This window comes from Acidocella sp. C78 (genome assembly GCF_907164655.1).
Window position 1 is genome coordinate 43,046 of sequence record NZ_CAJQZK010000085.1, and the last position, 25,754, is coordinate 68,799.

Annotated in this window: 22 protein-coding genes and 2 pseudogenes; 12 read left to right on the forward strand and 12 right to left on the reverse strand. The window is 70.0% G+C overall.

All coding sequences use genetic code 11. From position 1 onward, the window contains the following. Positions 1-35 precede the first annotated feature (35 nt). The 5 genes and pseudogenes from ACIDOCELLA78_RS91590 (at position 36) to topA (ending at position 6,628) form a co-directional block, all read left to right on the forward strand. Positions 36-971, forward strand: coding sequence for an aspartate carbamoyltransferase catalytic subunit (locus tag ACIDOCELLA78_RS91590; RefSeq protein ID WP_201729119.1), 936 nt, complete (start codon positions 36-38; stop codon positions 969-971). Beyond that, positions 964-2,249, forward strand: a pseudogene (locus ACIDOCELLA78_RS91595) (dihydroorotase). Before ACIDOCELLA78_RS91590 ends, ACIDOCELLA78_RS91595 begins: the two are co-directional and overlap by 8 nt. Further along, complete coding sequence (plsY, locus tag ACIDOCELLA78_RS91600) at positions 2,246-2,824, forward strand: glycerol-3-phosphate 1-O-acyltransferase PlsY (RefSeq protein WP_201729120.1); 579 nt, start codon at positions 2,246-2,248, stop codon at positions 2,822-2,824. The pseudogene ACIDOCELLA78_RS91595 and the gene plsY overlap by 4 nt, the downstream one beginning before the upstream one ends. Further along, entirely contained in the window at positions 2,821-3,942 is a 1,122-nt protein-coding gene (gene dprA, locus ACIDOCELLA78_RS91605; RefSeq protein WP_201729121.1) for a DNA-processing protein DprA, read from the forward strand. The genes plsY and dprA overlap by 4 nt, the downstream gene beginning before the upstream one ends. A gap of 19 nt (positions 3,943-3,961) precedes the next feature. After that, positions 3,962-6,628, forward strand: a complete 2,667-nt coding sequence (gene topA, locus ACIDOCELLA78_RS91610; RefSeq protein ID WP_201729122.1) for a type I DNA topoisomerase — start codon at positions 3,962-3,964, stop codon at positions 6,626-6,628. A gap of 24 nt (positions 6,629-6,652) precedes the next feature. Here topA and ACIDOCELLA78_RS91615 read toward each other — a convergent pair whose 3' ends face one another. Next, positions 6,653-7,729, reverse strand: a complete 1,077-nt coding sequence (locus tag ACIDOCELLA78_RS91615; protein ID WP_201729138.1) for an anhydro-N-acetylmuramic acid kinase — start codon at positions 7,727-7,729, stop codon at positions 6,653-6,655. Between the two features lie 99 nt (positions 7,730-7,828). Here ACIDOCELLA78_RS91615 and ACIDOCELLA78_RS91620 point away from each other — a divergent pair, with 99 nt between their 5' ends. From ACIDOCELLA78_RS91620 to ACIDOCELLA78_RS91630, 3 genes are read left to right on the forward strand one after another with little or no spacing between them, the layout of a single operon-like run. Then, on the forward strand, positions 7,829-9,070 hold the full coding sequence (locus ACIDOCELLA78_RS91620; RefSeq protein ID WP_249676170.1) for a glycosyltransferase family 87 protein: 1,242 nt from the start codon (positions 7,829-7,831) through the stop codon (positions 9,068-9,070). A 43-nt stretch (positions 9,071-9,113) separates the two neighbouring features. Continuing rightward, positions 9,114-10,367 carry a tyrosine--tRNA ligase gene (tyrS, locus tag ACIDOCELLA78_RS91625; protein ID WP_201729123.1) on the forward strand — a complete coding sequence of 418 codons (1,254 nt, stop codon included), beginning with the start codon at positions 9,114-9,116 and terminating at the stop codon, positions 10,365-10,367. Continuing rightward, positions 10,364-10,801, forward strand: a complete 438-nt coding sequence (locus ACIDOCELLA78_RS91630) for a SufE family protein (RefSeq protein ID WP_201729124.1) — start codon at positions 10,364-10,366, stop codon at positions 10,799-10,801. The genes tyrS and ACIDOCELLA78_RS91630 overlap by 4 nt, the downstream gene beginning before the upstream one ends. Here the strand turns inward: ACIDOCELLA78_RS91630 and ACIDOCELLA78_RS91635 are convergent. Next, positions 10,796-11,758 carry a glycosyltransferase family 2 protein gene (locus ACIDOCELLA78_RS91635; protein ID WP_283770849.1) on the reverse strand — a complete coding sequence of 321 codons (963 nt, stop codon included), beginning with the start codon at positions 11,756-11,758 and terminating at the stop codon, positions 10,796-10,798. The two genes, ACIDOCELLA78_RS91630 and ACIDOCELLA78_RS91635, sit on opposite strands and share 6 nt — an antisense overlap. A 169-nt stretch (positions 11,759-11,927) precedes the next feature. Continuing rightward, positions 11,928-13,403, reverse strand: a complete 1,476-nt coding sequence (locus ACIDOCELLA78_RS91640) for a DUF2142 domain-containing protein (RefSeq protein WP_201729126.1) — start codon at positions 13,401-13,403, stop codon at positions 11,928-11,930. 201 nt (positions 13,404-13,604) lie between these two features. Between ACIDOCELLA78_RS91640 and ACIDOCELLA78_RS91645 the strand changes: the two genes are divergently transcribed. Genes ACIDOCELLA78_RS91645 through ACIDOCELLA78_RS91655 form a run of 3 tightly spaced genes read left to right on the forward strand, consistent with a single transcriptional unit; the run spans position 13,605 to position 16,374 of the window. Continuing rightward, positions 13,605-14,453, forward strand: coding sequence for an undecaprenyl-diphosphate phosphatase (locus ACIDOCELLA78_RS91645; protein ID WP_201729127.1), 849 nt, complete (start codon positions 13,605-13,607; stop codon positions 14,451-14,453). Then, positions 14,453-15,628 carry an MFS transporter gene (locus ACIDOCELLA78_RS91650; protein ID WP_201729128.1) on the forward strand — a complete coding sequence of 392 codons (1,176 nt, stop codon included), beginning with the start codon at positions 14,453-14,455 and terminating at the stop codon, positions 15,626-15,628. The genes ACIDOCELLA78_RS91645 and ACIDOCELLA78_RS91650 overlap by 1 nt, the downstream gene beginning before the upstream one ends. Then, positions 15,625-16,374, forward strand: a complete 750-nt coding sequence (locus ACIDOCELLA78_RS91655) for a platelet-activating factor acetylhydrolase IB subunit (RefSeq protein ID WP_201729129.1) — start codon at positions 15,625-15,627, stop codon at positions 16,372-16,374. The genes ACIDOCELLA78_RS91650 and ACIDOCELLA78_RS91655 overlap by 4 nt, the downstream gene beginning before the upstream one ends. Positions 16,375-16,455: 81 nt before the next feature. Here the strand turns inward: ACIDOCELLA78_RS91655 and ACIDOCELLA78_RS91660 are convergent, their stop codons facing one another. The 6 genes from ACIDOCELLA78_RS91660 to ACIDOCELLA78_RS91685 form a co-directional block, all read right to left on the reverse strand. Then, entirely contained in the window at positions 16,456-18,276 is a 1,821-nt protein-coding gene (locus tag ACIDOCELLA78_RS91660; protein WP_249676173.1) for a TRAP transporter large permease subunit, read from the reverse strand. A gap of 142 nt (positions 18,277-18,418) precedes the next feature. Continuing rightward, a complete protein-coding gene (locus ACIDOCELLA78_RS91665) occupies positions 18,419-19,435 on the reverse strand; it encodes a TRAP transporter substrate-binding protein (RefSeq protein ID WP_201729131.1) in 1,017 nt (338 codons plus the stop codon). Positions 19,436-19,486: 51 nt separating this feature from the next. Beyond that, a complete protein-coding gene (locus ACIDOCELLA78_RS91670) occupies positions 19,487-20,491 on the reverse strand; it encodes a transketolase family protein (RefSeq protein WP_201729132.1) in 1,005 nt (334 codons plus the stop codon). Then, entirely contained in the window at positions 20,491-20,922 is a 432-nt protein-coding gene (locus tag ACIDOCELLA78_RS91675; RefSeq protein ID WP_307850918.1) for a hypothetical protein, read from the reverse strand. Before ACIDOCELLA78_RS91675 ends, ACIDOCELLA78_RS91670 begins: the two co-directional genes overlap by 1 nt. Then, a complete protein-coding gene (locus tag ACIDOCELLA78_RS91680) occupies positions 20,820-21,386 on the reverse strand; it encodes a hypothetical protein (RefSeq protein WP_283770850.1) in 567 nt (188 codons plus the stop codon). The genes ACIDOCELLA78_RS91675 and ACIDOCELLA78_RS91680 overlap by 103 nt, the downstream gene beginning before the upstream one ends. Positions 21,387-21,415: 29 nt before the next feature. Continuing rightward, a complete protein-coding gene (locus ACIDOCELLA78_RS91685; protein WP_201729133.1) occupies positions 21,416-22,165 on the reverse strand; it encodes an SDR family NAD(P)-dependent oxidoreductase in 750 nt (249 codons plus the stop codon). 101 nt (positions 22,166-22,266) lie between these two features. Between ACIDOCELLA78_RS91685 and ACIDOCELLA78_RS91690 the strand changes: the two genes are divergently transcribed. Next, positions 22,267-23,166, forward strand: a complete 900-nt coding sequence (locus ACIDOCELLA78_RS91690) for a LysR substrate-binding domain-containing protein (protein ID WP_201729134.1) — start codon at positions 22,267-22,269, stop codon at positions 23,164-23,166. A 1-nt stretch (position 23,167) separates the two neighbouring features. Here ACIDOCELLA78_RS91690 and ACIDOCELLA78_RS91695 read toward each other — a convergent pair whose 3' ends face one another. The 3 genes and pseudogenes from ACIDOCELLA78_RS91695 to ACIDOCELLA78_RS91705 all read right to left on the reverse strand — a co-directional run. Then, the gene (locus tag ACIDOCELLA78_RS91695; RefSeq protein WP_201729135.1) at positions 23,168-24,727 is read right to left on the reverse strand and encodes a lysine--tRNA ligase; all 1,560 of its coding nucleotides are present in this window, start codon (positions 24,725-24,727) and stop codon (positions 23,168-23,170) included. An 84-nt stretch (positions 24,728-24,811) separates the two neighbouring features. Next, positions 24,812-25,222: a hypothetical protein gene (locus tag ACIDOCELLA78_RS91700; RefSeq protein WP_249676175.1), complete on the reverse strand. Its 411-nt coding sequence runs from the start codon at positions 25,220-25,222 to the stop codon at positions 24,812-24,814. Between the two features lie 338 nt (positions 25,223-25,560). Then, positions 25,561-25,754 (reverse strand): annotated as a pseudogene (locus ACIDOCELLA78_RS91705) (hypothetical protein); the annotation flags it as partial.

The window sequence follows — 25,754 nt, forward strand, 5'->3', positions numbered from 1 at the left end:
TCCCGCCGGCGCGGCGGGGCTGTAAGGAGACCGTCATGCGGTTGCCGACGCGACATCTCCTGGGAATCGAAGGCCTTCACCCGCGCGACATTTCCGCCCTGCTCGACCTCGCCGAGAGCTATGTGCTGCTCAACCGGTCGGGCAAGACAAGGCGGGACGTGCTGCGCGGGCGAACCCTGATCAACCTGTTCTTCGAGGATTCCACCCGCACCCGCACGAGTTTCGAACTTGCCGGCAAGCGGCTCGGCGCCGATGTGATCAACATGTCGGTCTCGACCTCCTCGGTCTCCAAGGGCGAGACCCTGCTCGATACCGCGGCGACGCTGAACGCGATGAACTGCGACCTGCTGGTGGTCCGCCACAAGGCCTCCGGCGCGCCCGCCCTGCTCGCCCAGAAGGTCGATGCCGCGGTGATCAACGCCGGCGACGGGATGCACGAACACCCGACCCAGGCGTTGCTCGACGCGCTGACGATCCGCCGCAACAAGGGCACGCTCGCGGGCCTCACCGTCGCCATCTGCGGCGATATCGCGCATTCCCGCGTCGCCCGCTCGAACCTGCTGCTGCTCACCGCGATGGGCAGCCGGGTGCGCGTGGTCGGCCCGCCGACGCTGATCCCCGCGGGGATCGACCAGTTCGGCGCCAGCGTGTTCCACGACATGCGCGAAGGCCTGCGCGACGCCGACATCGTGATGGCGCTGCGGTTGCAGACCGAGCGGATGAGCGCCGGGCTGATTCCCAGCGCGCGCGAATTTTTCACCTTCTACGGGCTCGACGCCGCCAAGCTCGCCGTGGCGAAGCCGGACGCGCTGGTGATGCATCCAGGCCCGATGAATCGCGGCGTCGAGATCGACAGCCAGGTCGCCGACGACGCCGCCCGCTCGGTGATCCGCGAGCAGGTGGAGATGGGCGTCGCCATCCGCATGGCGGTGCTCGACGTGCTGGCCAGGACGGCGCTCGTCCATGCATGACACGCCCCCCGACACGCTGATCCGCGGCGCGCGGATCGTCGATCCCGCCACCGGCCACGATGCGGTGGGCGACCTGCTGGTCCGCGACGGCATCATCGCCGATTTCGGCGCCGGCCTCGGCCGGCCGGATGGCGCGGTGATCGTCGATGCCGCCGAGCAGATCCTCTGCCCCGGCCTGGTCGATGCCCGCGCCTCGCTCGGCGAGCCCGGCTACGAATACCGCGAGACCATCGCCACCGCCGCCGAGGCGGCCAATGCCGCCGGCATCACCACCATCGCCGTGCTGCCGGACAATATTCCCGCCACCGACGACCCCGCCCTGGTCCGCGCGCTGGCCGGCGCCGGCGCGGCGACCGGCCGGCTCACCATCGCCCCTACGGCGCAGCGACGCGGGGCTGCAAGGGCGAGATGATCGCCGAATACGGCCTGCTGCGCGCGGCCGGCTCGGTCGCCTTCTCCGATGGCGCGCGGGCGATCGGCCCGGCCGGGCTGATGCGCCGCGCCCTGTCCTATGCGCGTGGCTTCGGCGCCATGATCGTGCAGCATCCCGAGGAGCCGAGCCTCGCCGCCGGCGGTGCGGCGACCGCCGGGGCGCGGGCGACGCTGATGGGCCTGCCCGGAATCCCCGCCTGCGCCGAGGCGATGATGGTCGCGCGCGACATCCGCCTTGCCGAACTCACCGGCGGCGCGGTGCATTTCGCGCATGTCTCGACCGGCGAGGCGCTCGACCTGATCCGCGGCGCGAAACGCCGGGGCCTCGCGATCACCTGCGACACCGCGCCGCCCTATTTCGACCTCAACGAGAACGCGATCGGCGATTTCCGCACCTATGCGAAACTCTCGCCGCCGCTGCGCAGCGAGGCCGACCGGCTCGCGGTGTGCGCCGCCCTCGCCGATGGCACGATCGACGCCGTGGTTTCCGACCACCAGCCGCGCGACGCCGACGACAAGCGCCTGCCCTTCGCCGAGGCCGCCCCCGGCGGCGCTGGGCTCGCCACCCTGCTCGCGGTGACGCTGGCGCAGGTGCAGTCCGGCGGGCTCGGGCTGATCGCGGCGCTCTCGCTGCTGACCGACCGGCCGGCCCGGCTGTTCGGGCTGGATGCCGGGCGCATCGCCCGTGGTGAAGCGGCCGATCTCTGCCTCTTCGCCCCCGAGCGCCCCTGGCGGATCGAGGCCGGCGCCCTGCCCGGCAAGGCGCAGAACACGCCCTTCGACGGACGGCCGGTCGAGGGTGTGGTCACCGGCACGTGGAAGGCCGGGCGGCGGGTGCGCGGATGATCGCGCTCTACGCCCTGCTCGGCTATCTGCTCGGTTCGATCCCGTTCGGCCTGCTGCTGACCCGGGCGGCCGGGCTTGGCGATGTGCGGCGGATCGGCTCGGGCAATATCGGGGCGACCAACGTGCTGCGCACCGGGCGCAAGAGCCTCGCCGCCCTGACCCTGCTGCTCGATGGCGGCAAGGGTGCTGCCGCCGTGCTGCTCGCCGGTCATGCCGGCAGCGCCGCCGCCGATCTCGCCGCCCTGTTCGCGGTGATCGGCCATCTCTACCCGGCCTGGCTTGGCTTTCGCGGCGGCAAGGGGGTGGCGACCGGCCTCGGCGTGCTGCTCGCCCTCGCCTTTCCCGTCGGCGCCGCCTGCTGCCTGATCTGGCTGGGCATGGCCTTCTGGCGGAAGATTTCCTCCCTCGCAGCACTGACCGCCTTCGCCGCCGCCCCGCTTCTCGCCCTGCTCGCCGGGCGCGGCCACGCGGCGCTGGTCGCCCTCGCCATCGCCGCCCTCGTCGTGTTCAAGCACCGGGCGAACATCGCGCGGCTGCGCGACGGCACCGAGCCGAGGATCAGGCTCTCGGCGTGAGCGATCCGGCGACGCTTCTGCGCCTGATCCGCACCGAGGGCGTGGGGCCCCAGACCTTCCGCCGCCTGCGCGAGCGCTTCGCCAGCCCCGAGGAGGCGCTTGACGCGCTGCCCGGCCTCGCCCGCCAGGGCGGGCGGCGGGGCGGCCTGCGCAGTCCCAGCCTCGCCGAGATCCGCCGCGAACTCGACCGCCACGCCGAACTCGGCGCGAGCCTGCTCTTTCTCGGCGATGCCGACTATCCGCCGCTGCTCGCTTTGCTGCCGGACGCGCCGCCGGTGATCGCGGTGAAGGGCGACATCGCCCTGCTGCGCCGGCCGGTCGTCGCCGTGGTCGGGGCGCGCAACGCCTCGGCCAATGGGCGGCGGATCGCCGCCGACATCGCCGGCGACCTCGCCGCCGCCGGGCATCCGGTGGTCTCGGGCCTCGCCCGCGGGATCGACGCCGCGGCGCACGCGGCGGCACTGCGCGAGGGCGGCACCATCGCCGCCATTCCCGGCGGGCTCGACGTGATCTATCCGCCCGAGCACCGGGACCTGCAGGCGAGGATCGCCGAGGCCGGCGCGGTCATCGCCGAGGCACCACCGGGCACCGCGCCGCTCGCCCGGCATTTCCCCAAGCGCAACCGCATCATCGCCGGCCTCGCCCTCGGCGTCGTCGTCATCGAGGCGGCGCTGCGCTCCGGCAGCCTGCTGACCGCCCGCTATGCGCTGGATTACGGCCGCGAGCTTTTCGCCGTGCCCGGCTCGCCGCTCGATGCGCGCGCCCGCGGCGGCAACGACCTGATCCGCCAGGGCGCCGGCCTCGTCGAATCCGCCGCCGACATCCTCGCCAACCTGCCGCTCACCCCCGGCGCGCCCTTTGCCGGCGCCCGGCAACCCGCCCTGCGGCCGGGCTTCGCCGAACCGGCGGCGGCACCGCCCGAGACCAGCGAGGTGCTCGACCGCGCCCGGCGCGAAATTCGCAAGCTGCTCTCCGCCAGCCCCGTCAGTGTTGACGAACTGTCACGGCACTGCCAGTTCTCCACACCGGTCATCGTTGCCGTGCTGGCCGAACTCGAACTCGCCGGCCGGCTCGAAACCCTGCCGGGCAACCGGGTCTGTCTGCTCTCAGAGTGCTGAACGGGACACCGCGCTGAACATGAATGCCATCGTCGTCGTCGAATCTCCGGCCAAGGCCAAGACGATCAACAAATATCTCGGCGACGGATTCACCGTGCTCGCCTCCTTCGGCCATGTCCGCGACCTGCCGCCCAAGGACGGCTCGGTGCGCCCGGACGAGGATTTCGCGATGTCGTGGGAGGAGGACGCCCGCGGCGACCGGCAGGTGGCCGCCATCGCCAAGGCGCTGAAAGGGGCGGACACGCTCTACCTCGCCACCGACCCCGACCGCGAGGGCGAGGCGATTTCCTGGCATGTCCGCGCCATGCTCGAGGCGCGCAACGTGCTGAAGGGCAAGCAGGTTCACCGCATCACCTTCAACGAGATCACCAAGTCGGCGGTGCAGGCCGCACTCCGCGCCCCGCGCGACCTCGACACCCCGCTGATCGAGGCCTATCTCGCCCGCCGCGCGCTCGACTACCTGGTCGGCTTCACCCTCTCGCCGGTGCTCTGGCGCAAGCTGCCCGGCAGCAAGAGCGCCGGGCGCGTGCAGTCGGTCGCACTGCGGCTGATCTGCGAGCGCGAGGCCGAGATCGAGCTGTTCCGCCCGCGCGAATACTGGACCATCGAGGCCGAGTTCCGCACCCCGGCCGGCGCGCCGTTCCGCGCCCGCCTCACCCATCTCGACGGCCGCAAGCTCGACCAGTTCGACCTCGCCGACAAGGCGGCCGCCGATGCGGCGAAGGCGGCGGTGGAGCGCGGCGCGTTCAGCGTCGTCTCGATCGAGAAGAAGCGCGTCCGCCGCAACCCGCCGCCGCCCTTCACCACCTCGACCCTGCAACAGGACGCCTCGCGCAAGCTGCACATGACGGCGCAGGCGATCATGCGCACCGCCCAGCAGCTCTACGAGGGTGTGGAGATCGGCGGCGAGACGGTGGGCCTGATCACCTACATGCGAACCGATGGCGTGCAGATGGCGCGCGAGGCGATCACCGCCGCCCGCCAGCAGGTGAAGGACGCGTTCGGCGCGAACTACCTGCCCGCCGCGCCGCGCGAATACCAGTCGAAGGCGAAGAACGCGCAGGAAGCCCACGAGGCGATTCGCCCGACCGATTTCACCCTCACCCCCGAGCGCGCCGCCCGCCACCTCTCGCCCGAGCAGGCGCGGCTCTACGAGCTGATCTACAAGCGCGCGCTGGCCTCGCAGATGCAATCGGCCGAGCTTGACCAGACCACGGTCGAGCTTGCCGATGGCGCCGGCACCACGCTGCGCGCCACCGGCTCGATCCTCGCCTTCGACGGTTTCCTCAAGCTCTACCGCGAGGGGATGGACGAGGACCCGGAGGACGAAACCGCGCGGCTGCTGCCGCCGATGGCGAAATCCGATCCGCTCGCCGGCGGGCCGGTGGCCGCCGAACAGCATTTCACCCAGCCGCCGCCGCGCTTTTCCGAGGCCACCTTGGTCAAGCGGATGGAGGAGCTCGGCATCGGCCGCCCCTCGACCTATGCCTCGATCCTGACCGTGCTGCGCGAGCGCAACTATGTGCGGATGGAGAACCGCCGCTTCATTCCCGAGGATCGCGGCCGGCTGGTCACCGCCTTCCTGGTCAGCTTCTTCGCCCGCTATGTCGAGACCGGCTTCACCGCCAATCTTGAAGAGAAGCTCGACGAGGTCTCGGATGGCCGGCTCGACTGGCGGGCGGTGATGCGGGATTTCTGGGCCGATTTCTCCGGCGCCGTCGAGCAGATCAAGGATCTCAAGATCTCCGACGTGATCGACGCGCTGGATGAGGAACTCGGGCCGCATTTCTTCCCCGCCCGCGAGGACGGGTCCGACCCGCGGGTCTGCCAGGCCTGCGGCAGCGGCCGGCTCGGCCTGCGGCTCGGCCGCTTCGGCGCCTTCATCGGCTGCTCGAACTATCCCGAATGCCAGTATACCCGCCGCCTCGCCGTCGAGGGCGGCGAGGACGAGGGCGACCAGCTGCGCGACGGGATGAAGCTGCTCGGCGAGACCGCCGAGGGCATTCCGGTCACGCTGCGGCGCGGCCCCTATGGCCTCTATGTCCAGCTCGGCGAGCCGGACCCGGAGGACAAGAAGGCGAAGCCCCGCCGCGCCGCCCTGCCGCGCGGCATGAGCGGCGAGACGATCACGCTGGACCAGGCGATCGGCCTGCTCTCGCTGCCCCGCGTGGTTGGCGTGCATCCGGAGACGAAGCAGGAGATCCAGGCCGGCATCGGCCGGTTCGGCCCCTATGTGAAGATGGGCCCGATCTTCGCCTCGCTCGACAAGGATGACGACGTGCTGGCCGTCGGCCTCAACCGCGCGGTGATGGTGCTGGCGAAGAAGCAGGAAGGCATCCGCGATCTCGGCCCGCACCCGAAGGACGGCGAGAGCGTGACCGCGCGCAAGGGCCGCTTCGGCCCCTATGTCCAGCACGGCAAGACGGTCGCGACCCTGCCGCGCGGCAGCGAACTCGGCGCGGTGACGCTGGACGAGGCGGTCGCCCTGCTCGCCGAGAAGGGCAAGACGCTGGCGCCGCGCGGCCGCAAGGGCGCCAAGCCGGCAGCAAAGTCGAAGGACGCGGCGGCGCCGAAAGCCGCCGCCAAGCCGAAACCAGCCGCGAAGCCGAAGGCCGCTGCGAAGCCGAAGGCGGCCGCCACCAAGGCTAAGCCTGCCGCCCGCAAGGCCGCGCGCTCCGGCGGCTGAGCCGGCCGCTTCCTGTTCGGCTTACTATTCCGCCTCTGGACCGGGCCGGACGATCCGCCCGCCCGCGAGCGGCGCGGGCACGCCCGTCGTCTCCGGCAGCGAGAGCGGCAGCCCGCGCAGGGCGCGGACCGCGAGAAACCCGAAGCACTGCGCCTCCAGCGCGTCGCCATCCCAACCCGCCGCCTCGACCGGCTCGACCGGGGCGGCGAAGTGCCGGCGCAGCGCGTCCATGATCGCGGCATTGTGCCGCCCGCCGCCGGCCACCAGCACGCGCAGCGGCGGCGCCGGCAGCGGCGCGGCCGCGATCGAAGCGGCGGTGAAGGAAGCGAGCAGTGCCGCGCCGTCCTCGGCGGACAATCCCTCCATCGCGTGCGCGAGGCGGGGTGAGAAGTGCAGCCGGTCGAGCGATTTCGGCGCCGGCCTCGCGAACCAGGGATCGTCCATCAGCCGCGCGAGCCGCGCCTGATCGACCCGTCCGGCGGCGGCCATGGCGCCGTCAGCGTCGAAGGCGGCGCCGGTGCGCAGCCGCACCCAGTCATCCAGCGGGCCGTTGCCGGGGCCGGTGTCGCAGGCGAGCACCTCGCCCCGCGGCCCGAGCCAGGTGATGTTGGCGACCCCGCCGATATTGACCACCAGCAGCGGCTTCTCCAGCGCCGCGGCGAGGGCGGCGTGAAACAGCGGCGCCAGCGGCGCGCCCTGCCCGCCGGCGGCGACATCGGCGCCGCGGAAATCATGCACTACCTTCAGCCGCGTCTTGTGCGCGAGATGCGCCGCATCGCCGATCTGCCAGGTCCGCCGCCGGTCGGGGTCGTGCAGGATGGTCTGGCCGTGGAACCCCACCACATCCGCCCGGCTCGCCACCATCGCCACCGCCTCGGCATGGCGGTCGGCCAGCAGGCGGTCGAGCGCGCGGAGTTCCGGGTCGTCGGCGGCAAGCCCTGGAGCGGCATCGAGCAGGGCGCGCAGCCGGGCGCGGAGCGGCTCTTCGTAGAACAGAGTCGCCGAGCGGCCGGTGGCGAGGATGCGCTCGCCATCGGTCCGGATCACCGCGGCGTCGACCCCGTCGAGCGAGGTGCCGCTCATCAGGCCGATCGCGTGCAACGCGGCGCCGTCGTTAGCGGTCTGGAAACCTGTTTCGGGCATGTCTTGCTTATCCGCCGCGGCGGCGGGGTTTACAAGCAGTGGAACAAAGGATCGGACGTGGACCCTCGCGCGGCGCGCGGCAGCTTCCGCCCGGCGGTGAACGGGCGAACCTTCCTGCCCTGGCTGGTGCTCGGCATCGCCAGCCTCACCTGGCTGGCGCCGGCGCGGGCGACGCTGCATCTGCTGGGCGTGATCGCCGCCGCCGTGCTGGCGGGCCGGCACGTGGTGCCGGCGGTGCTGCCGAGCGATTTCTTCGCCTTCTGGCCGGCCGCGCATATCGCCGTCTCGGCCGCGCCGGCGTCGCTCTACACGCCGTCGCGCTTTCTCGGCTGGACCGCGGCACATGTGGGACCGGGGCTGCCGGGCTTCATGCAGTTCTTCTACCCGCCGCCGGCGCTACTCGCGATGCTGCCGCTGGCCCCGCTCGCGCCCGGCGCCGGCCTGCTGATGTGGACGATCCTGATCGCCCTGCCCTGCCCGTTCCTGCTGCGCCGCGCCGGCGCGCCCTGGCCGGTGATCGCGGCGGGGCTGCTCGGGCCCGCTTCGCTCACCGGCGTGTCGATCGGCGAATTCGGCCCGCTCTCGGGCTGCCTGTTCATCGCCGCCCTCGCCGCCGCATCGGCGCGGCGGAGGGACGCGGGGGCGCTGTTCGGCCTGCTCTCGCTCAAGCCGCAGGCCGGGCTGCTCGGCCCGGTCGTGCTGCTCGCCCGCGGCGACTGGCGGGGCCTTGCCACCGGCGCGGCGCTGGCCGCCGCCCTCGCCGGCGCGATCACCCTGGTCACCGGCCCGGCGATCTGGGCGGCGTGGCTCGGCCGGGGCATGGCGGCGGCGCACGCCCATCTCATCGCCCCGTTCCCGGCGGGCTACGAGCTGAACGGCGTTTCGGTGTTCTGGATGGCGCGCAGCCTCGGCGCCGGCGTGACGCTCGCCGGCGCGGCCCAGGCCGCCGCCGCGCTGGCTGCCGCGCGCTGGTGCTGGCGGGCCTGGCGCATCCCGGCGCCGGACCCGATTGCCCGCGCCGCACTCACCGTCTGCCTCACGCTGCTCGTCACGCCCTATGCCTATGTGAACGACATGACCGGGGTTTCGGTCATGACCGCGTGGCTCGCCTGGCGGCGCGGCCGGCTGGAGCCGGCGGATGCGCTGCTCTGGCTCTGGCCGGTGCTCGGCCCGCTGATGGCGAGCCTCGCGCATGCCGAGGTCGCCCCGCTCGCGATCCTGCTCGGCGCCCTGCGCGCCGCCCGCGCGGCCGGCGGAATTGGCACGCCGGCCCCCGCGTGCTACCCCGCGCCCATCTGAAGACCCACAGGCCGATTGCGGCCACCCCGACCACGGCGGAACCATGCCCATGAGCGATACCGGCGATTTCCTGCGCGAGGCAGAAGCGCGCGGCTACATTTTCCAGTGCACCGACACCGAGGGACTGCGCGAGGCGATGCGCGCCGGCCCGATCGCCGGCTATATCGGCTTCGACTGCACGGCCGACAGCCTGCATGTCGGCCACATGATCCAGATCATGATGCTCCGCCTGCTGCAGAAGCACGGGCACAAGCCGGTTGCCATTCTCGGCGGCGGCACCACCCGCATCGGCGACCCCTCGTTCCGCGAGGAAGCCCGCCAGCTCCTCACCGAGGAGCAGATCGCGCTCAACATGGCCGGTATCCGCGACAATATCGCCGCCTATCTGCGCTTCGGCGACGGCCCGTCCGACGCCATCATGGTCAACAACGCCGACTGGCTGGACACGCTCGGCTATATCGACCTGCTGCGCGAGGTCGGCGTGCATTTCAGCGTCAACCGCATGCTCTCCTTCGATTCGGTCCGCTCGCGGCTGGAGCGCGAGCAGGGCCTCACCTTCCTCGAATTCAACTACTCGATTTTGCAGGCCTATGATTTCCGCGAGCTGAACCGCCGCCATGGCGTGGTGCTGCAGATGGGCGGGTCGGACCAGTGGGGCAACATCGTCCAGGGCATCGACCTCGTCCGCCGCACCGACGGCAAGCAGGTCTATGGCCTGACCGCGCCGCTGATCACCACCGCCTCGGGCGCGAAGATGGGCAAGACCGCGGCCGGCGCCGTCTGGCTCTCGGCCGCACGGCGCAGCCCGTTCGACTACTGGCAGTTCTGGCGCAACACCGAGGACGCCGATGTCGGCCGCTTCCTCCGCCTGTTCACCGACCTGCCGCTCGGCGAGATCGCCCGGCTCGAGGCGCTGCAAGGGGCCGAGATCAACGAGGCGAAGAAGATCCTCGCCACCGAGGCGACCGCGCTCTGCCACGGGCGCGCGGCCGCCGAGGACGCCGCCGAGACCGCGCGCCGCACCTTCGAGGGCGGCGAGGCGGCGGAGACGCTGCCGGGGATCGACATTCCCGCCGCCGAGCTTGCAGCCGGCATTCCCGCCTTCGCCCTGCTGGTTCGCGCCGGTCTTGCCGCCAGCAATGGCGAGGCGCGCCGGCTGATCCGCGGCGGCGGCGCGCGGCTGAACGACGCCCCGATCGCCGACGAGGCGCACACGGTCACCCTCGCCGACGTGATCGACGGCGCGGCCAAGCTCTCGGCCGGCAAGAAGCATCACCGCCTGGTCCGCCTGGCATGAGCGCGCCGCCCTTCGTCGTCCCCGCGCAGGAAAGTGCTTCCGCGGCGATCGCCGCCCTGCGCGACGAGCTGTTCCTGTTCGATGACTGGATGGACCGCTACCAGTTCATCATCGAGCTGGGCCAGGCGCTGCCCGCCTTCCCCGAGGCGCTGAAGACCGAGGAGCGGCTGGTGCCCGGCTGCCAGAGCCGGGTCTGGCTGGAGCCGAAGCTCGAAGGCGGCAAACTCTATTTCGCCGGCGCGTCGGACGCCGCCATCGTCAGCGGCCTCGTCGCCATGCTGTTGCAGGTCTATTCCGGCCGCACACCGGCGGAGATCCGCGCGACACCGCCGGATTTCCTCAAGGACTGGGGGCTGATCGGCGCCCTGTCCGGCAATCGCGGCAACGGTGTTGCGGCAATGGCCGAGCGCATCCAGCGCTTCGCCGCCTCATGACCCCGGCGACGAATCGCCGCCGCTGATCCCGCGCACGATATAGAGCGGCCGCTGCTTGCTCTCTTCATAGAGCCGGCCGAGATATTCGCCGATCATGCCGAGGGCGATGAGCTGCACCCCGCCGAGGAACAGGATGGCGACCAGCAGCGAGGGATAGCCCTGCACCGGATTGCCATAGACGAGCTTGCGAAAGATCGTCACCGCGGCATAGACGAAGGCAAACAGCGAAACGGCGAAGCCGAGATAGGACGCCAGCCGCAGCGGCGCGCTGGAAAACGAGGTCACCCCCTCCAGCGCGAAATTCCATAGCTTCCAGTAGGTCCAGCTCGTCCGCCCGGCATGGCGCGGGGCGCGGTGATAGGTGATGGTGGTGGTGCGGAAGCCGATCCAGGCGAACAACCCCTTCATGAACCGCCGCCGCTCCGGCAGCCGCTTCAGGGCCTCCAGCGCCGGCCGGGCGATCAGGCGGAAATCCCCGGTATCGCGCGGGATCGGCACGTCGCTCAGCCGGTTCATCACCCGGTAGAACATATGCGCGGTGAAACGCTTCACCGCGCCGTCGCCCTCACGCGAGACCCGCGTGGCGTTGACCACGTCGTAGCCCTCGCGCCATTTCGCGAGCAGCGCCGGAATCGCCTCGGGCGGGTCCTGCAAGTCGGCGTCGAGTGGAATCGCCACCGCGCCGCGCGCATGGTCGAGCCCGGCGGTCAGCGCCGCCTCCTTGCCGAAATTGCGCGACAGGTCGATCACCCGCACCCGCGCATCGCGCGCAACCAGGCCCTGAAGGGCGCCGAGCGTCGCGTCGCGGCTGCCGTCATTCACGCAGACCAGCTCCCAGCTCTCGCCGCTGCCGTCGAGCACGGCGGCGAGCCGCTCGTAAAGCGGCGCCACATTGCCGGCCTCATCGTGAAACGGCACAACGACCGAAACCGTGACCGGGCTTGCCTGTGCCGACACGATCTTTTCCTCCTGCGCCATACGCCGGCGCCATTTACCTGTGCGCGCCACGAGCGCGGCATCCGGCGCCATCACAACCAGAGCGCGAGTTGCTCCTTTTACCGACAAACCGGCGCCGCGGCAAACCGGCGCCTCTCCCGGTTCGGGCAACGATCAGTAAAAGAAACGATCAGTAAAAGATCCGGGCGAAGATCTGCGGCAGAACGGCGAGATCGGCCAGCGCCATGACCACCGCCGGCAGCGCGGCCAGCGTCTCGATCGCCCGCCGCCCATCCTCACTGCCCGGCGCCCAGCCCGGACCGGGCCGAACGAATGCCAGAAACGGCAGGATCACCAGGAAATACCGCCCCTGGATGCCGTCGATCCGGTCATATCCGGTATAAGTCCAGCTCAGATAGACCGCCATCATCACCGCCCACACGCTGCCCAGCACCAGCAGCGCGGCGAGCCCGGCATCGCGCGCCGAGCGGCGTTCGGCGGGGCCGGCAAGCATCGTGCCGATGAAGGCGGCGAGCAGGGCGAGGCCCCATCCCCGATATTGCCAGCGCGGCAGCGTGACCGAAAGCCAGCCGAGAACGCCGATCGCCTCGCGCAGGTAGACCAGCGCATGCGCGGCGAGGTCGCGAACCGGCAGCAGGAGCGCCGCGCCGGGATGCGCGATGAGGCCGCGCAGATTGTCGGCCGGATCGACTGAGGTGAACAGCAGGTCGTGCGGTCCGGGCCAGAGCGGCCCCGGATGATAGGGGGGCGCGTAATAAAGCGGGGCGGAGGCGACATGTCGGATGACGACGATCCAGATCAGCGGCGGCACCGCCAGCAGCGACAGCCGGACCAGGAGAGCGCGGCGCCGCGGCTGCGCCAGCGGCAGCAGGCCGAGGAACAGCAGCAGCCCGTAGGGCGGCTTGGCCATGATCACGAGACAGAGCAGCAGGGCGGCGAGCCGGCGCCGGCCCGGTTCGCGCGCCGGATCGCTTGTCAGCAGCGCCGCCGCCAGCGCCGCCGCGCCGATAAGCTGGCCGTCGATATCGAAGGAGGCGGCCAGCGACATCGTCATCGGCAGCATCAGCGTCGCGAAGAGCAGGGCATGACCCCACCGTGCGAGCGCCAGCGCCGCGGCCCCCATGGCCAGAAACGCCGCCAGCATCATGACCCGGCCGAGCAGCACCGTCCGCCAGGGAGACAGGCCGGCGAGCCGGCCGAACCCGAGCCCGATCGTCGCCGGAAGATAAAGCGCCGGAAAATAGGTGACGGTATTCGGGCAGTCGAGGAACGTCGTGCGGCGGGACCACCGCACCGCCCGCGCCTCGGCCATTTGCGCCGGCGAAACCCGCTTGTTGCCGACCCCGTGCTCCAGCATCACCTGCCAGATTCTGACGGTGGCGATATCGGTGATCACCCCGGAAAAGACCTGGTGCAGGTGGGGATGGCTGACCCGATGGCCGAGAAGCTGACCGTAGAGCAGCCCGTCGGCGCGGGCGAGCTGGGTCGGCTCGTCGGCCACCTGGCCGATCGGCGTGAGGAAGGCCAGCTCGGCGCCGGTGGCCAGTCCGAAACAGAGGAACAGCGCAACCAGCCGGCGCGGCCGGGCCAGGGTGCAGATCAGGGACCAGAGGCGCCGCAAAAGGCGCAGGAGATGGTTCGACAATGGAAATGTCCAAATCCAGCATGCGGGCCTCGCCGCCGCGCCGGGCGGCGGACTTCGGCTCCGGATAATGACCGGACTATGTGCGTGGGGTGAAGGAATGGCAAGCCGGCCGGCGCAAGGGCGCCAGCGGGCGCGCGGCCGCGTTGCCTTTACGCCACTTGTTTGCCAAGTGAGGCCGCACCTTCAACCGCCGGAGCCGCCATGACCCTGCTGACCGCAATCCTGTTCGCCTTCCTGCAAGGCGCCACGGAACTCTTTCCCGTCTCCAGCCTTGGCCATGTCGTGATCGTTCCCGCCCTGCTGCACTGGCGGATCGACCAGGCGGCGCCGTCCTTCCTGCCCTTCGTCGTGCTTCTGCATGTCGGCACCGCGACGGCGCTGCTGCTGTATTTCTGGCGCGAGTGGTGGGCAATGTTCGTCGGCCTGCTCGGCCGCGGCAACCCCGGCGAGGTGGACGCCCAGCGCGGCCTGCTGCTGCGCCTCGTCGTCGCCACGCTGCCCGCCGTGATCATCGGCTTCGCGCTGAAAAAGCCAATCCAGCACCTTTTCGCCAGTCCCGAGATCGCCGCCGCCTTCCTCATCGCCAATGGCGCGGTGCTGGTGATCGGCGAAAGGCTGCGCCGGCACCGCGCCGGCAACGGATTCGGCATCGGTCAGATGACGCTGCGCGACGCCGCCATCATCGGCCTGTTCCAGTGCCTCGCCTTTCTGCCCGGCCTGTCGCGCTCGGGCTCGGCGATCGTCGGCGGCCTGACCCGCGGGCTCGACCACGAGGCCGCCGCCCGCTTCGCCTTCCTGATGGCCACCCCGGTGATCGCGGGCGCCGCCGTGGTCGAGGTGCCGCATCTGCTGCACCACGCCGCCGCCGCGCGCGGCATGTTCGGCACCGCCGTGATCGCCGCCATCGTTGCCGGGATCGTCGCCTATCTCTCGACCGCCTTCCTGATGCGCTATTTCCGCGATCACGACCGCTGGGCGCTCGGCCCGTTCGCCATCTACTGCGCCGTCCTCGGCGGGCTGAGCCTGATCCTGATCCCCTTCGGCGCCTGATGGCGACCGCGCGCCCCGACATCGTCCGGCTGATGGGCGCGCGCGGGGCGCGCAGCATCGCCCAGGGCGCGCTGGTGGTCGATTTCGCGCTCTATGTCACCAGGCTCGGCTGGAGCGCGACGTTCCTCGGCGTCGTCTTCGCGCTGTCGATCCTGTTCGCCGTGGCGGTGACGACGCTGGTCGGCCCGGCGAGCGACCGCTTCGGCCGCAAGCGCTTCGTTCTCGTCTATGAGGCGATTTCGGTGCTCGCATCGCTGATCGGCCTGCTCACGCCGGCGGCACTGCCGCTCGCCTTCGCCGCGGTGATCGGCGGCTTCGGCCGCGGCGCGAACGGCGCCGCCGGCCCGTTCGCGCCGGCGGAACAATCCTGGCTGTCCGGCCTGATCGAAAAACGGGAGTTCGGCAGCGTGCTGTCGATCAACACCGCGATCGGGTTTTTCGGCATGGGGATCGGCGCCGTGCTCGCCGGGCTGATCGGCGCATCGCGGCCGATGTTCGCCTTGCCGCTCGCCGCCTCGCTCATCGCCACAATGCTGCTCGCCCTCACCCCCGATCCGCCGCGCAAGCCCGAAGCCCGGGCGGAGCGGCATGAGGAGGTGTCGAAGGCGGAGAACTCCCTGCTCTGGAAACTCGCCGGGCTCAACGTTCTCAACGGCACCGGAATCGGCCTGTCCGGCCCGTTCATCTCCTGGTGGTTCGCCGCCCGCTTCCATGCGGGGGCCGCGGCCATCGGCCCCGCGCTCGCCATCGCCTTCGCCGCCGCCGGCATCGCGGCCCTGACCACCGGGCGGCTGACCCGGCGGCTCGGCACGGTGCGCGCGGTGGTGCTGATGCGCGGCATCGGGCTGGTCAGCCTGTTCGCCCTGCCCTTCTCGCCGAGCTTCGGCGTGGCTCTCGTCGTCTACGCCCTCCGCTCCGCCTTCAACCGCGGCACCGCCGGGGCGCGGCAGGCGGTCGCCCTCGGCCTCGTGCGCGGCGAGCGGCGGGGGCTTGCCGCCAGCGTTAACACGATCTCGGTGCTGCTGCCGCGCGGCGTCGCCCCGGCGCTGGCCGGCGTGCTGTTCGAGTCCGGCGCCCTCGCGGCCCCCTTCCTGCTCGCCGGCCTGTTCCAGGGCGCCTATCTGTTCATCTATCCCCGCGTCTTCGGACGCCACGATCCATCGAGGTCCGCATGATCCGTCGCCTCTGCCTGTTGCTGGCGTTGCTGCTTCCCTTCACCGCCCAGGCCCGCGTCAATCTCGCCGCCGTGCCGATCGGGCGGATGGACCTGCCCTGGTGGCAGCACCGCTTCGAGCACACGAAGCAGGAGGCGCGCGCGCATCCCGGCGCGCGGCTGGTCTGGCTCGGCGATTCCATCACCGAATACTGGCACCGCGAGGGGAAGCACCGCTACCAGCAGATCCTGCCGATCTGGCGGCAGTATTACGGGCGCTACGACGCGCTGAATTTCGGCCTGATCGGCGATACCACGGCGAGCGTGATCTGGCGGATCGACCATGGCGAGTTCGCCGGCCTGCATCCCAGGCTCGTCGTGCTGCTGATCGGCGCCAACAATCTCGGCCGCACCCATTGGGGCGCGGACCAGACGGTGCCGGGAATCGAGGCGGTGGTGCGCGATCTGCACCGCCACGTCCCCGGCGCGCACGTGCTGCTGCTGGGCATCCTGCCCTCGATCCGCTCGGCCTGGATCAGCGCGCAGACCCGGATCATCAATGAAGATCTCGCCCGCCGCTATGCGCGCAGCGATCTCGTGACGTTCCGCGATGTCGGCCACGTGCTGGAAACCGGCGGCCGCCCCGACCCCGCGCTCTATGTCGACCCACGCATGCACCCGCCCGAACCCGCCCTGCACCCCGATGCCGAGGGCATGCGCCGGATCGCCGTGGCCTTGCAGCCGACGATCGCCCGCCTGATGCGCTGACCGCCCGGCTCGGAGCACGCATCAGGGAACGCATCAGATCGCGCCCCAGGGCACGCATCAGATCGCGCCCCAGGGCACGCATCAGATCGCGCCCCAGGGCACGAAGGCGATCGCCAGCAGGCCCACGACCAGCGCCGCGAGATAGCACCAGATCGTCTTCAGGGCCCGGTTCGGGTCGATATCGGTCATGATCCCGGCGGCGTAATAGCCAAGCCCGACCGGCGGCGCGAACAGGCCGATGCCCATCGCGAGGATGACGATGATGCCATAGCGCACATCGCCGACATGCAGCGTGCGGGCGATGGGAAACAGGATCGGCCCGAACAGCACCAGGATCGGGATGCCCTCGAGAATGCTGCCAAGCACGATCATCAGGACAATCGAGCCCAGCAGGAAGCCGTAGCGCCCGCCCGGCAGGGCCAGCATCAGCCTTGTGATGTCATCGGCGAAACCGGACTGGGTCAGCGTCCAGCTCATCGCGGTGGCCACCGCGATGATGAACATGATCGTCCCCGACAGCCCGACCGCCTTCGCCGCACAGTCATACAGCGCCGCCGGCCGGAACCCGCCATAGAACACGACCCCGAGGACGATCGCGTAGACGGTGCCGATGGTGGCGACCTCGGTCGCGGTGGCGATGCCGTCGATCACGGCGAAGCGGATCACGAAGGGCAGCGCCAGCGCCGGCAGGCCGTAAAGGAAGCTCCGCACGATGCGCCGCGCCGGCACGCGCGGCGCCGAGGCCACCGCATCAGCCCCCGCCCAGACCCGCGAGAGCAGCGCCAGAATGACCGCCAGCAGGATGGCCGGCATCAGCCCCGCAGCGAACAGCGCCGAGATCGAGGTGCCGGTGACCGCGCCGATGATGATCAGCACGATCGAGGGCGGGATCGTCTCGGCCATCGCGCCGCAGCACGAGACGACCGAGAGAATGTGCCCCTCGTCGATCTTCTGCCGCCTCATCTCCGGCACCACGATCGGCGCGACCGCCGCGAGATCGGCCGTCTTCGCCCCCGATATGCCGGAGACGAGCAGGATTCCGCCGATCAGCACATAGAACAGCCCGCCCTTCACCGGACCGATCAGCTCGGTGAGAAAGCGCATCATCGCCGGCGCAAGGCGTGTCACGGTCAGCAACCCGCCGAGCAGCACGAACAGCGGCACCGCAAGCAGGATGATCGACGAGGTGCCCTGCTCCACCTGGCTCGCCATCACCGCGAGCGGCGCGCTCTGCGTGACCATCAGGTAGAAGCTGGTGCAGAAGCCGAAGGCGAAGGCGATCGGCACGCCGGCCAGCACAGTCGCGAACAGCATCGCGACGAAGACGAAGATCACCTCCGGCAGCGTGTCGGCGGACAGGGCCCGGCCGGCCAGCCACGCCGCGCCGACGATGACCGCCGCCCCCAGCGCGCCGCGCCAGACATCCGCGCCCCGATGCGCGAACAGGTCACGCAGCAGGAAGAGCACGATCAGCCCGAAACCCGCCACCAGCCCCGCGGCCTCCCAGGCGCTGGAAATGCCGAGCTGCGACAACGATGACAGCCGCTCGACCCGCAGGAAAACGAGGCTTGGCCCGATCATCGCCAGCGCGGCGACCAGCTGGACCACATCCGCCCCGGCGCGGAGTCGGGACTGCCAGCGCGCCGGCAGACTGTGCACCAGCGCCGTCATCCGCATGTGCCGGTCGTCGCGCACCGCGATCGCGGCGCCGATCATGGTCAGCCAGACGAAGACCAGCCGGGCGAATTCCGTCGACCAGATCAGCGGATGAACGAACACCGTGCGCGCGATGATGCCAGCGAACAGCACCAGCACCTCCGCCGCCAGCAGCGCGACGCCAACGCCGTCGAGCACGGCACCGGCACGCCTCGCGACCGGCCGGCGAATCCTGCCGGACGCCATGGTTGCAGAACATGCTTGCATCGTTTCTCTCCCCCGGTCGTTCCGCTCGCGCGGCGCCGCGTTTTCTTGTCGCCGCTTTTGCGCGTCCCGCAGGGCGGACGGTTCGGGAGCCTCATCCCACCGTCCGCCACCGGGTGCGGCCCTATTCGAGGGGGCCGGCCGTCTTTTCGAGCAGGCCCCAGGCCTCGGCGCCGAATGTCCGCTTCCAGTGCGGATAGTATTTCGCCTTGCCGAGGGCGCTGCGGAACGTCGCCTTGTCGACATCGAGGATGTTCATCCCCCTTGCCGCCAGCTTCGCTTTCAGCGAGCTGCCGAGATCGGCGATATCCTGCCGCTCCGCATGCCCCGCCTTGCCGAATTCCGCGGTCACGATGTCCTGCCATTTCGCCGGCAGCCGCGCGAAAGCCGGCTTGTTGCCGATGATCAGATAGCCATCCCAGGCGTGCTGAGTCATGCTCAGATATTTCTGCACGTCGTAGAGCTTCGCCGTGTAGATGATCGGCAGCGGATTTTCCTGGCCATCGACCACGTGATTTTCGAGCGAGGTATAGACCTCGCTGAAATCGATCGCGGTCGGCGCAGCGCCAAACGCGGCGAACATCGACGAGAGGATCGGCGCCGGCGGGACGCGGATCTTGAAATTGTGCAGGTCCGCCGGCGACTTCACCGGCTTTGTGCCGGAGGTGACGTTGCGGAAGCCGTTCTCCCAGCTCGGCCCGATCTGATGCATGCCGTGGGCGTCGATCTTCCTCGCGATATAGGCGCCGAGCGGACCGTCGACCGCTGCCCACACATCCTTCGGCGTCAGGAAGGCGTAGCCGATATTGACGATGCCGGCTTGCGGTATCGTCGTTGCCAGAACGGAACTTGCCATGTTCATGATCTGGATGCCGCCGAGCCTGGTCTGAGCGATCAGCTGCTTGTCGGTGCCGAGCTGTGCGGCGGGGTAGAGCTTGATATCGAGCCCGCCACCGGTCGCCTCGCGGATCGCCTTGATCGCCTGCGCCGCGCGGATGTTCACCGGATGGCTCGGCTCCTGGCCGGTGGCCATCTTCCAGCGGAACTGCGCGGCATCGCCCCTGCGGGTCAGGATCGTGACGGCCGGCACGGATGCCGCCCCCGCAAGCAATGTGCGCCGGCGGATCGTGTTATTGCTCATCGTTGTTTCCTCCTTTCGAAATGAATCAGACCGGGCTTTGATGTTGGCGTTTCAGAGCCAAGCCCTGATCTGCCGCGCCATCGCTTCGGCCGAAATACCGTAGCGGTCGTGCAGGGTCGGCAGCGCGCCGGCGGCCAGGAACGCGTCCGGCAGGCCGATCTGGCGGAACCGGGGCGCGATGCCGGCGCGCAGCATTCCCGCCGCCACGGCCTCGCCAAGCCCGCCGACCACCGTGTGGTTCTCGGCAACGACGACGAGGCGCCCGCTTTTGCCGGCGGCGGCGAGGATCGTCGCGAGATCGAGCGGCTTGATCGTCGCCGCGTGCAGCACCTCGACACCGATGCGGTCCGCCTCCAGCATCTCGGCGGCTTGCAGCGCGCGCATGGTCGCGAGCCCGGTCGAGATCACCAGAACATCGTTGCCGGTCCGGATCGTCTTCGCCGTCCCCAGCTCGAACGTATAGCCATACTCGTCGAGAATCAGCGGCACGTTGCCACGCAGCAGCCGCATGTAGACCGGCCCGTCATGCGCCGCGATCGCCGGTGTCGCCTGCGCGATCTCGTGCGCGTCGGCCGGATCGACGATGGTGAGATTCGGCATGCCGCGGAAGATCGCGATATCCTCGGTCGCCTGATGGCTCGGCCCGTAGCCGGAAGTCAGGCCCGGCAGGGCGCAGACGATCTTCACGTTGAGCCGTTCTTCGGCGATCGCCATGCAGATGAAGTCATAGGCGCGGCGGGCGGCGAACACGGCATAGGTGGTCACGAAGGGCAGCGCCCCCTCGCGCGCGAGTCCGGCGGCGGCCGACATCAGCAGCTGTTCGGCCATGCCCATCTGGTAGAAGCGCTCCGGACAGGCCTTCGCGAAAATGTGCAGGTCGGTATATTTCGCAAGATCGGCGGTCAGGCCGACGATCTCGGGGCGGGTCTTCGCCAACTCGACGAGCGCGTTGCCGAACGGCGCCGGCGCGGTGCGCTGGCCGGGGGCGGCGATCGAGGCGATCATCGCCGATGTGGTCAGGCGCGGCTTCGCCGCCTGCGTCGGTGCGGTGCTCATCACGGGGCCTTTCCGCTGAAACTGGCGTCGAGCAGGTCGATCGCCTGCTGCCACTCCTCGGGCTCGACGCGGAGGAAGTGGTTGCGCTCGCGGGTTTCGAGGAAGGGTACGCCCTTCGCCATCCGAGTGTCGCAAATCACGATGCGTGGCGCTGCGACTTTGGCGGCGCGCGCGGCGTCGAAGGCGGCGGCGACGGCGTCGATATCGTTGCCGTCGACGCGCTGGGTATGCCAGCCGAAGGCACGGAAGCGCTCATGCAGCGGCTCGCGCGACGACATCGCCGAGGACGGTCCGTCCGCCTGCTGGTCGTTGACATCGACGATGCCGATCAGGTTGTCGAGCCGCCAGTGCGCCGCCCCATCACGCCTTCCCAGATCGAGCCCTCGTTCAGCTCGCCGTCGGAAAACAGGGTGTAGACGAAGGCATCCGATGTTTTCCGCTTCAGGCCGAGCGCCATGCCGACCGCGATGCCGACGCCGTGGCCGAGCGAGCCGCCGGTAATCTCCATGCCCGGCGTATAGGCGGCCATGCCCGACATCGGCAGGCGACTCTCGTCGGCGCCATAGGTCTCGATTTCGCTCTCGGGCAGAATCCCCGCCTCGATCAGCGCCGCATAAAGCGCGATCGCATAATGACCGATCGACAGCAGGAAGCGGTCGCGCCCCTCCCAGCGCACGTCGTCCGGCCGGTAGCGCAGCGCATGGAAATAGGACACCGCGAGCACATCGGCGATGCCGAGCGCCTGCGCGATATAACCCTGCCCCTGCACCTCGCCCATCCGCAGCGCGTGACGGCGGATGCGATAGGCCCGCTCGCGCAGCGAAACGTTGGAGCCGGCATGGGGGAAGCCATCGTCGCGGGCGTCCGGCGACGAGACCGGTTTCGAGAAGGACATGGCGCAGAATTCCCGACGCTGTTTCTGGATCAGTGGATCAGCATGCCGCCATTGACGTCGATCACCGCGCCCGTGACATAGGCGGAGAGATCGGAGGCGAGGAACAGGAAGATCCGCGCCACGTCCTCGGCGGTCCCGAGCCGGCCGATCGGAATCCCCTTGAGGATCTCGGCGCGCATCTCCTCGGTCAGCTTGCCGCCGGTGATCTCGGTCTGGATCAGGCCGGGCGTCACCGCATTCACGCGGATGCCGGCGGGGCCGAACTCCCGCGCCATCGCCTTGGCGAGGCCGAGCACGCCGGCCTTCGCCGCCGAATAGTGCGGGCCACCGAAAATGCCGCCGCCGCGCTGCGCCGAAACCGACGACATGCACGCGATCGAGCCGCTGCCGCGCGCGCTCATATGCGGCAGCAACGCCTGGCTGAGATGGAACACGCCGGTGAGGTTGACGTCGAGCACCCGTTGCCAGTTCCGCGCCTCGATCTCCAGCAGCCGTAACGGCTCGGTGATGCCGGCATTGTTGATCAGGATGTCGACCTGGCCGAACGCGGCAAGGACCCGGCGCGCCGCCTCATCGCAGGCTGCCCGATCGGTGACGTCGCAGGCCACGCCGAGATGCGAAGCGCCGAGCGACGCCGCTGCCTCGTCGGAAGCCCCCTGATCGAGATCGAGAATGGCGACCCGCGCGCCGTGCTCGGCGAACAGCCGCGCGGTTGCGAGGCCGATCCCCTTCTTGCTCGCGCCACCAGATATGATCGCGGTCTTGCCGTTGAGCAGCATGCGTTTCCTCCGTGTATCCGGAGCGGAGAAAAGCGCCGGGAGAATGAAATTTCAAACGGATAATTTGCATGAATTGGTGAATTCGGTTCATCTCTCCCGCCATGCTGAACACGATTCCGCTGTCGATGCTGCGCGCCTTCGAGGCCGCGGGGCGCACCGGCTCCTTCCGCGCCGCCGCCGCCGAACTCAGCCTGACGCCGAGCGCGGTGAGCCACGCGATCCGCAAGCTCGAAGACCTGCTCGGCGTCCGGCTGTTCCTGCGCCAGGCCAGGACGATTGAGATGACCGCCGAGGGACAGACGCTGATGCGCCATGTCGCCGAGGCGTTCGACACGCTGCGCCGGGGGATGCAGTCCGTCTCCACCCGCGCGCCGCGGCTGCTGCGCCTGCATGTCGCGCCGAGTTTCGCGACCCAGTGGCTCGCACCGCGGCTGCAGCGCTTTCTCGCGGCGAACCCGCAGGTCGAGGTGCGGATCGCCGCGAGCACCGACTATGCGCGGTTCAGCGACGGCGCCTTCGACGCCGACATCGTCTACGCCGCGGCGCCGACCGCGCGGGTGGTGCCGGGCATGGTGCGGATTTCACTTGGCGAGGAAACCGTGACACCGCTCTGCGCGCCGGCGCTCGCGAGGCGGATTGCGGGGCCGGGCGATCTGGTGCGGGAAACGCTGATCCACAGCGACAACAAGATGCTGCGCTGGCCCGACTGGTTCGCCGCCAACGGGCTGAGCACGCCGGCGCCGCACGGGCTACGCTTCGACCGCAGCTTTCTCGCCATCAGCATGGCGGCCGATGGGTTGGGTGTCGCGCTCGAATCGACCAGGCTGGCGGAACGGGAGATCGCCAGCGGCCGGCTGGTCGCGCCATTAGAGGGGCGCTCGGTCGACCTGCATTATCTCGCGCATTTCCTGGTCTATCCGCAGCCGAGCCAGGCGAATCCGCTGATCGCGCGGTTTTCAGCCTGGCTACAGCAGGAACTCGCCGGACCGGCGGGGCGGTGAGTCAGCGGGCGAGACCCTGCTCGATCAGGCCGATCGTGGGGGCGATGCCGTAGAGGGCGATGAAGCCGCCGAAGCGGGGGCCTTCGCTCTGGCCGAGCAGGACCTGGTAGAGGCAGCCGAACCATTCGCGCAGGCTGGCGAAGGGGTGGCGCTTGCCGACATCGTAGAGCAGGTTTTGCAGCGCCTCGGCATCGGCGTCGTCGGGGATGGTTTTCAGCCCGTCCGCGAGGTCGAGCAGGGCGGCGCGCTCCAGCTCGGTGGGGGGGCGGTATTGTTTCGCGGGCTTGATGAAGTCCTGATAATACCGCACCGCGAAATCGACCAGGCGGGCGAGGAAGGGGGCGGAGTCGGGCGTTGCCTCGGGCCGGTAGGCGCGGATGAAGCCCCAGAGCAGGTCGGGGGTTTCGGCGTTCACCACCGAGGCGAGGTTGAGCAGCATGGCGAAGGGGATCGGGCTGCTCGACGCGGCGGGGATGTCGCCGCCATGGATGAACCAGGCGGGATTGTCCTCTGCCCTGCCCTTGCCCTCGCGCAGATTGTCCTGGTGGGTCAGGTATTCGTCGGTGGCGCGGGGGATGACGTCGAAATAGAGGCGCTTGGCGCGCTGGGGCGAGGCGAACATGAACTGGCCGAGGCTTTCGGCCGGGGCGTAGGTGAGCCATTCCTCGACCGAGAGGCCGTTGCCCTTCGACTTGCTGATCTTCTGGCCGTGCTCATCGAGGAAGAGTTCGTAGGTGAAGCTTTCGGGCGGCTCGGCGCCGAGGGCGCGGACGATGGCGCTGGAGAGGCGGACGGAATCGATCAGGTCCTTGCCGGACATTTCGTAGTCGACGCCGAGGGCGAACCAGCGCATCGCCCAGTCGGCCTTCCATTGCAGCTTGGCGCCGCCATCGAGGATCGAGGTTTCGTGGGCGATGCCGGTTTCCGGATCGCGCCAGGTGACGGTTGCGGCATCGACATCGACCTCGTCGATCGCGACCTGCATGACCTGGCCGGTGCGCGGGTGGAGCGGGAGGATGGGCGAGTAGGTGGCCCGGCGCTCGGGGCCGAGGGTGGGGCGGATGATGTCGCGGATGGCATCGTGCTTCGCGGCGACGGCGCGCAGCGCGTCGTTGAAGCGGCCGGAGGTGTAATATTCGGTGGAGGAGGCGAATTCGTATTCGAAGCCGAAGGAATCGAGGAAGGCTTGCAGGCGGGCGTTGTTGTGGGCGCCGAAGCTCGGGTGGGTGCCGAAGGGATCGGGCACGCGGGTGAGCGGCTGGCCGATGAACTCGCGCAGCATGTCCTGCTGCGGGACATTGCCGGGGACTTTGCGCAAGGCGTCCATATCATCGGAGAAGGCGAGCAGCTTCGAGGGCAGGCCGGTGAGCCTGGTGAAGGCGAGCCTGATCCAGGAGGTGCGGGCGACCTCCATGAAGGTGCCGATATGGGGCAGGCCGGAGGGGCCGTAGCCGGTTTCGAACAGGGCCGTGGTTTTTCCCGATTTGCGCAGGCGATGGACGACGCGTTCGGCTTCGCGGAAGGGCCAGCTCGTGGGGGTATCGGCTTCGGACTGTGTCATGCGCTGCGTTTAGGATCGGCGCGCGGCCGGGTCAAACGCGGGATCGGGGCATGGGTATGCGGCCGGGCGCGGGGCGCCGGCTCGTCAGGTGCGGGAGCGACGTGGGGGGATGAAGCGGCGGTCTGGCGGGCGGGGCCAGGGGGTGACGGGCTTGCCGCCGGGCGGCTGCGCGGGGCGCGGCGCCGCGGGGTTCATGCGGGTGTATTGGGCCGCGCTTTCGGGTGGAGGCGAGGGCATTGGCCCCGGAGGTAGCGCGGGTTTGGGGCGGGGTTTGCGCGGCCGGGGCGGCAAGGCGAGGAGCGGCGGCGGGCGGATGCCGAGCGTGTGGCAGAGGGGGCGGAGGATGCGGCCGGCGGCGGGGGTTGCGGCGATGAAGGCGTGCGCGTCTGGCGCATCGAGCAGGGCGCGGAGCTGGGGTGCGAGGGATGCGGCGGCGGGAAAGGTGATGCGGAGCCAGCGAAGCCGCGCGGCAGGGGGGACTTCGCGCCGCCGCATCGCTCGCGGTGGGGGCGATGACGCGGCGGGGCGGGCGCTCTGGCGGCGAGGGATTCGAGCCGGGCGCAGAGGCGGCGCAGGCGGGTCCAGGCGAGGATGGTGACCGGGCCGCCGCGACGCCAGCGCAGGCCCTCGGCGGCGACGCAGGCGCAGAGCGCGGCGATGAAGCCGACGAAGCGGGGCAGAAAGCCCTGCGGTGCGGAGGTTGCCGTCATTTTTTCCAACAAGCATGGCCGGCGGGGGGTGGGCAAGGACCTTGCGCCCGGCGTTACGCCGGATTTCGGAACGGCGGTGTGGGGTGGCGGGATTGTCGGGTGGCGGGATTGTGGGGCGGCGGGTCAGGTGTTGGGCGGATGGGACGATATTTCCATGCCGATCCGCACGCGCCCTTCGGCGCTGGCGCAGCGCCGCCGGGCATAGGCGTCCTGACCGGGCGAGACGGCCTTGCCGTCGATCAGCAGGAAGTGGCCGCTGACCGGCTGGAGATGAAACAGGCCGACTTCCGCATCGTTTATATATACGTTTTTTATTA

Coding starts and splice junctions, on each gene's coding strand:
- ACIDOCELLA78_RS91590 (WP_201729119.1), top strand. CDS start 36: ATGCGGTTGCCGACGCGACATCTCCTGGGAATCGAAGGCCTTCACCCG.
- ACIDOCELLA78_RS91695 (WP_201729135.1), bottom strand. CDS start 24,727: ATGACACAGTCCGAAGCCGATACCCCCACGAGCTGGCCCTTCCGCGAA.
- ACIDOCELLA78_RS91650 (WP_201729128.1), top strand. CDS start 14,453: ATGGCGACCGCGCGCCCCGACATCGTCCGGCTGATGGGCGCGCGCGGG.
- ACIDOCELLA78_RS91700 (WP_249676175.1), bottom strand. CDS start 25,222: ATGCGGCGGCGCGAAGTCCCCCCTGCCGCGCGGCTTCGCTGGCTCCGC.
- tyrS (WP_201729123.1), top strand. CDS start 9,114: ATGCCCATGAGCGATACCGGCGATTTCCTGCGCGAGGCAGAAGCGCGC.
- topA (WP_201729122.1), top strand. CDS start 3,962: ATGAATGCCATCGTCGTCGTCGAATCTCCGGCCAAGGCCAAGACGATC.
- ACIDOCELLA78_RS91630 (WP_201729124.1), top strand. CDS start 10,364: ATGAGCGCGCCGCCCTTCGTCGTCCCCGCGCAGGAAAGTGCTTCCGCG.
- plsY (WP_201729120.1), top strand. CDS start 2,246: ATGATCGCGCTCTACGCCCTGCTCGGCTATCTGCTCGGTTCGATCCCG.
- ACIDOCELLA78_RS91655 (WP_201729129.1), top strand. CDS start 15,625: ATGATCCGTCGCCTCTGCCTGTTGCTGGCGTTGCTGCTTCCCTTCACC.
- ACIDOCELLA78_RS91690 (WP_201729134.1), top strand. CDS start 22,267: ATGCTGAACACGATTCCGCTGTCGATGCTGCGCGCCTTCGAGGCCGCG.
- ACIDOCELLA78_RS91670 (WP_201729132.1), bottom strand. CDS start 20,491: ATGAGCACCGCACCGACGCAGGCGGCGAAGCCGCGCCTGACCACATCG.
- ACIDOCELLA78_RS91665 (WP_201729131.1), bottom strand. CDS start 19,435: ATGAGCAATAACACGATCCGCCGGCGCACATTGCTTGCGGGGGCGGCA.
- ACIDOCELLA78_RS91685 (WP_201729133.1), bottom strand. CDS start 22,165: ATGCTGCTCAACGGCAAGACCGCGATCATATCTGGTGGCGCGAGCAAG.
- ACIDOCELLA78_RS91660 (WP_249676173.1), bottom strand. CDS start 18,276: ATGGCGTCCGGCAGGATTCGCCGGCCGGTCGCGAGGCGTGCCGGTGCC.
- ACIDOCELLA78_RS91680 (WP_283770850.1), bottom strand. CDS start 21,386: ATGTCCTTCTCGAAACCGGTCTCGTCGCCGGACGCCCGCGACGATGGC.
- ACIDOCELLA78_RS91645 (WP_201729127.1), top strand. CDS start 13,605: ATGACCCTGCTGACCGCAATCCTGTTCGCCTTCCTGCAAGGCGCCACG.